Source organism: Erwinia mallotivora, from assembly GCF_000590885.1.
Taxonomy (GTDB): Bacteria; Pseudomonadota; Gammaproteobacteria; order Enterobacterales; family Enterobacteriaceae; genus Erwinia; species Erwinia mallotivora.
This window is the reverse complement of sequence record NZ_JFHN01000008.1, coordinates 1-5,126: the sequence shown is the minus strand read 5'-3', so window position 1 is coordinate 5,126 and position 5,126 is coordinate 1. Positions and strand designations below refer to the sequence as shown.

The 5,126-nt window shown below is 43.3% G+C and carries 7 protein-coding genes; all 7 read left to right on the top strand.

From position 1 onward, the window contains the following. Nucleotides 1-874, top strand: an 874-nt coding sequence (gene tssI / locus BG55_RS00070; protein ID WP_034932786.1) for a type VI secretion system tip protein TssI/VgrG, incomplete at its 5' end; no start/stop codon positions are given. A 17-nt stretch (nucleotides 875-891) separates the two neighbouring features. Beyond that, nucleotides 892-1,698 carry a DcrB-related protein gene (locus BG55_RS00065; protein ID WP_034932785.1) on the top strand — a complete coding sequence of 269 codons (807 nt, stop codon included), beginning with the start codon at nucleotides 892-894 and terminating at the stop codon, nucleotides 1,696-1,698. A 3-nt stretch (nucleotides 1,699-1,701) separates the two neighbouring features. After that, a complete protein-coding gene (locus tag BG55_RS00060) occupies nucleotides 1,702-2,964 on the top strand; it encodes a PAAR domain-containing protein (RefSeq protein ID WP_034932783.1) in 1,263 nt (420 codons plus the stop codon). Continuing rightward, entirely contained in the window at nucleotides 2,961-3,227 is a 267-nt protein-coding gene (locus BG55_RS00055) for a hypothetical protein (protein ID WP_034932779.1), read from the top strand. The genes BG55_RS00060 and BG55_RS00055 overlap by 4 nt, the downstream gene beginning before the upstream one ends. A 543-nt stretch (nucleotides 3,228-3,770) precedes the next feature. Then, the gene (locus BG55_RS00050) at nucleotides 3,771-4,049 is read left to right on the top strand and encodes a hypothetical protein (protein WP_034932776.1); all 279 of its coding nucleotides are present in this window, start codon (nucleotides 3,771-3,773) and stop codon (nucleotides 4,047-4,049) included. Further along, nucleotides 4,049-4,261, top strand: coding sequence for an Imm74 family immunity protein (locus BG55_RS00045; RefSeq protein ID WP_235192683.1), 213 nt, complete (start codon nucleotides 4,049-4,051; stop codon nucleotides 4,259-4,261). The genes BG55_RS00050 and BG55_RS00045 overlap by 1 nt, the downstream gene beginning before the upstream one ends. A gap of 46 nt (nucleotides 4,262-4,307) precedes the next feature. Continuing rightward, the gene (locus BG55_RS00040) at nucleotides 4,308-4,652 is read left to right on the top strand and encodes an immunity protein Tsi6 family protein (protein WP_034932773.1); all 345 of its coding nucleotides are present in this window, start codon (nucleotides 4,308-4,310) and stop codon (nucleotides 4,650-4,652) included. Nucleotides 4,653-5,126: the final 474 nt, after the last annotated feature.

Below are 5,126 nucleotides of genomic sequence, written 5' to 3'. Positions count from 1 at the left end.
GACGTACCGAACGCCGCCGGAGACGGCGTGGCCGAGGACGCACGGCCCGCAGACGGCGAAGGTGGTGGGCCCGAAGGGGGAGTCAATCTGGACGGACAAATACGGGCGCATCAAGGTGAAGTTCCACTGGGACCGCCTGGCGAAGGGAGACGACACCAGTTCGTGCTGGGTGCGGGTGTCGAGCGCGTGGGCGGGCCAGGGGTTCGGCGGGGTGCAAATTCCGCGTGTGGGGGATGAGGTGGTGGTTGACTTTATCAACGGCGACCCGGACCGTCCCATCGTGACGGGGCGGGTGTACAACGACGGCAATATGCCGCCGTGGGCGCTGCCGGCAGCGGCGACGCAGATGGGTTTTCTGAGCCGGAGCAAGGACGGTTCGTCGGAGACGGCTAACGCGCTGCGGTTTGAGGACAAGACGGGGGAAGAACAGCTGTGGATCCAGGCGCAGAAGAACATGGACACCCACGTCAAGAACGACGCCACGCACAGCGTGGGGCAGAATCATTCGCACTATGTCGGCGCACATGAGACGCACCGGGTGGTCGAAAATCAGGATGTGGGTGTGAAGGGTAACTCGATGATGCTGACAGCAGGAACCCGAACGAATAATGCTGTTGGTGCTTATGTTATTGGGTCGGGTGAATCAGTCCGTCTGGAGTGTGGTAAGAGCGTTATTGAATTGAAAGCAGATGGCAATATTAATATCACAGGTACAAATTTTAATATAAGTGTGGATAAAACAGGTGAGATTAATACTGGGTCTGAGCTATATCTGAATCCTTCAAATGGCGGAGCCGTTACCGCTGCACCTGGGGAAGGGCATCAGGAAAAAATTCAGGCGAAGTTAAATGCTTTATTTTCTGAAAATAAATAATCTTTCAGGGAGAGGATATGTCAATATATAAAATCCAGGAGGCGTCTTTAGAATTACCTGATATTTTTAAAGACCGGACAATGAACCTGTTTACCTTAAGCGAAAATAATGCAAGTGAATTCACTTTTGTTGTGTCACGAGCAACAGCAAACTTCGATGATAATTTACAAAGCGTTGCTTCAAGGTTAATCAAAGAAATGGATGTCACTTTACAGAGTTTTTCTCTGGAATCATCTCAGTCAGTTTTAATTGATGGCAAGCCAGCAATGGAAATTTTTTACCATTTCAAAAATGGTAGTGCGGTAATCTGGCAAAAACAATCTGTCATTTTAATGAATGATAAACAGCAAAGCAGAAAAATAGTCTGCTTTATTGGGACCTGCCCGGATAAATTTGACGAGTATTATCAAAAGCAATATCACGCAATTATTGCCAGCATCCGTTTTCGTCAAGAGGAAACGGATGATTTTGTTTCAGAGGCGCTTCCGGCAGCGAGTGAAGAGGTTCATTTTGCACTGGACTGTGACAGCAAAGAGTTATTCGTTTTTGAGACACTAAACAGTCTTTACCAGTATATCGACTTACAACGAGCCTTAAATGGAGGTTATCTGTTCTATGATGCTTCAGGTAATCCTCTGCATATTTCTGCCTTACCCAAGGCTACTGAGCATGACGTAACGCGTTATGCGCTGTGGACCACATCGCCTGAAAAGGCTCAGCATATGTCATCCGTTTTACTGGTGTGTCGTGCGGTAAAAGGTTCCACCATGCTCAATACGACCGAAGCAGTTGCTGAGTTTATTAAAGCCAACAGGGATGGCTGATCCATGAGCGAATTCAGTGCGGCGCGTGAGTTTGATGATATTGCCCATACCGCATCTAAGGCCTGGATGGTAGCAGGTTTGATTGGTGGCGCTATCCTGGGGGCAGCGGCCGTTGTAGTGACTGGCGGAACCGCATTAGTTGTGGTTGCCGCTGCTGCTGCTGGCGCAACAACAGCGGGTGGCGTGGGTGAAGTGCTTGGAAGTATGTCATGGGCACCCAGACACGTTACCGGAAAACTGACTGACGGGTCGCCAAATGTCATCATCAACGACCGGGCAGCCATCCGTGCGCACTTATCAACCGGAGAGTGTGGTGAGCACAGTGGTAGTAAACAGCTCGTTGCAGAAGGATCGATCAAGGTTTATATCAATGATTTTCCTGCTGCACGCATTGGCGACCTCCTGACCTGTAGTGCCGAGATCGCATCCGGATCGTCCAACGTATTTATCGGTGGCAGTAAAATACAAACGGACGACATCAATCCTGAAATACCAGGCTGGGTTAACTGGTTGATGCTGGGGGTTGGGGCGGCGGCGATAGGCGTGCTGGCCACGCCTGCGATTGCCGTTCTCAGTACCCTGGGGGGATTGGGTGGGGGGTATGCAGGCAGTTATATAGGCGGACGGCTCTTTGGAGAAGGCACTAATAAACAGAAATGGTCAATGCTGATTGGAGGGCTGGTTGGTAGTCTTGCCGGAGGTAAAGGTGGCGCGAGATTCGACAGCTGGCGCAGTGTTGGGCGCTATGAAACCACCAATGGTGTACCAATAAGTAAAGCGAAGTTCGATGAAATTGTGGAAATGGAAAAGGGTACCAGGCCCGATCCTGACACTTATCTTCCGAAAGATTATGTTGAAAACCATCTTAAAGAATTTGAAAGTGGTTCTTCCAGAATTGTAACGAGAAGTTCATTTGAAGATTATGGGATTGGTAAGCCCGATGCAGGTCGAAGCGAGTTTGTTTTAAGCAAAGACAATGCTATGAATATAATTAATGAGTCTAAAGGTGATCCAATAGCAATTGCAAATAAATTAGGGATACCCGAGGGGCAATTGCAGAATGACAGTTTAGTTCTTGTGGAGTTTAAACCTACTGAGCTTTATAATCCGAAAATTCCGTCAGGTAACGAATGGGGAGCGAACACTCAATGGCTGCCAGGAGGGAAATTACCTAAAGGGGATTTGGAAGCGGTTGTACATACAGAAAACATGATTAATGGCCAGCATTACGAAGTGACTGATATTGTTACGGGAGAAAAATTATGAATATGTTGAAAAAAGTTTTAGTCAGTCCATGGGATTTTACTTTGTATCTTACAAATAATAATAAATATCTGATAAAAATTATGTTTGTCGAGGGGGATTACAAAGTTGATGTGGCGCGTTACTTTTATTTGAAAGATGATGAGGTTTTTGCAATTAATGATGAGAGGGAAATGAAAGAAATCACAAAAAAAATCCGAAACTCTTATCCCGAAAATATAGAAAGAGAGTTGAGTCAAAGTGAGGTTAAGAACCTCACGAACTGACTTGTTATCTCTTTCAAAGATGCTTTCAGAGATTTTATAAAAGAGATAATGTAAAAAAATGCTCGAAGGTGTTAGTTATAAAATTTATGATATAACCACTGATGAAATGTATGAGTGATGTAATTTTACTGTACGGAAAAAATGGCTTTTCGATTTTTATCAGGTTGATGAGGTTTTTATTATTACTATTGTTTTTTCAGAGTATAATAATGTTTCTCAGATGGATGTGTTCAGAAGTTTTAAATTAAGTGAAGACGAAGTAAGCAGGATAAGATTTTGCAGTGATGTGGAGTCATTGGCATGCGAAATAAAAAAATCACATCATGGAAATAAAGATAAAGAAATTATCCCTTACATTTTCCTTTCCACCCGCAAAGCAGTTATGAAATACTCACAACCTGACGATGAAATTTATGAAGTAAATCATTAAAACTGTTTATAATAGCGCCATTTTACAATGAAACCTGATTTTTATTTTATATAACGAGAGGGGGTAACCAAATATGCAGAGGTCCCGAGAGTATCGCCAAGTCTCGCGGAGGTGTGACGTTAGAATCGACAATAAAAGACAAATCGATTGAGATGCCTGAATGGGATTTTAATAATCCTCAGTCAATAAAAGCATGGGAAGATGTGTCTGGAATCTATGCTAAACAAGTGTCTGGTGAAGTAAGAGCAGTTGTAGGGGAAAGTTTACGTGATGGTAATATATGGGGAAATGTAGAGTTACCGAGATTGATGGGCAATGGAAATGTAACTAAAATAACCACTATAGATCCAGTAACTAAAGTTGAGAAGGTAATTTTCGTAAGGGGGAATTGATGAAAATAACGGGAATGAGTTCATATATCATCCTGGAGCATAATGGCAGAAAAATTAAGGTAATGGGGGAGATGATTGTTGGAGGGTTTGTGGCCGATTTATCGACTATCAAAGGGTTCGAATATCCTTACGAAGATGAAGTGTTACCTGACAGCATTAAATCTTATTTTATTAATGAAGCTATTAAAAAACGCGTGGCTCACACATGGTAATTAGTTTTGAATAATAAAAATTACATATTTCTACCTTATGGGATAAATGCAGTCATTGAAAAACTCCAGAGCTACACTCAATTATGTCACCGATGCAATTTCAATCGTTGAATTAAGATTGAAAAAGAATCCTGATTTCAACCTTTATGTCATGGCTCTTAACCAGTTACGATATGTTCAGGCTGTATTGACCGGAGCCGAGAAAGATAAAAGTAAATTACATACAATGAATCTCGGTGTTTTAGCATCAAAAGAATTCGATACGAGCGATCCTGATCTGGCTAAAAACTTGTCTAATGTTAATTATATTGCCTCGCAGATGGCTGGTGGGCTTAAAATAATCCTGCCCCATGAAGAGGATCCGGAATATATTAAAAGACAGAAAAGGTAAAAAAATAGCGGGCGCTTAAAAATAAATAAAGTTGATTATTAAGATAACAAATTTAAATTAATATCATGATTTTGGTAAATTCTTTTTTTTCAGATTCATCATCACACAGAAAATTATTCATCCTCGGGCTGGTCAAAGTAAGTATTTTTCAGGCAGGAAAAATGCTACGAATCTAACAGATATGCTTAAAAGTAATCGCAATAGCAATTGCGAAATTGGTCATCCCGTAATTACCTGTATTATCTCCGTTGCCCCGTTTGTGGCCCTGATTAAAACCTCATCGTAAAGCGCATGACTGCTCAATCCACAATTTCAATCTTTGTTACTCTCCCGGCGTCTGCCGGGCCCGGTCAGGGGACATACCATGTTTGATCGTATCACCGTACATCTGCCGACAGACGGCCTGCTGTTCTGGAAACTGAACGGCCGCGAGGCGCTGTCAGAGGCCTTTGAAATCACCGTGCAGCTGCTGAG

Coding starts and splice junctions, on each gene's coding strand:
- BG55_RS00065 (WP_034932785.1), top strand. CDS start 892: ATGTCAATATATAAAATCCAGGAGGCGTCTTTAGAATTACCTGATATT.
- BG55_RS00055 (WP_034932779.1), top strand. CDS start 2,961: ATGAATATGTTGAAAAAAGTTTTAGTCAGTCCATGGGATTTTACTTTG.
- BG55_RS00045 (WP_235192683.1), top strand. CDS start 4,049: ATGAAAATAACGGGAATGAGTTCATATATCATCCTGGAGCATAATGGC.
- BG55_RS00060 (WP_034932783.1), top strand. CDS start 1,702: ATGAGCGAATTCAGTGCGGCGCGTGAGTTTGATGATATTGCCCATACC.
- BG55_RS00040 (WP_034932773.1), top strand. CDS start 4,308: ATGCAGTCATTGAAAAACTCCAGAGCTACACTCAATTATGTCACCGAT.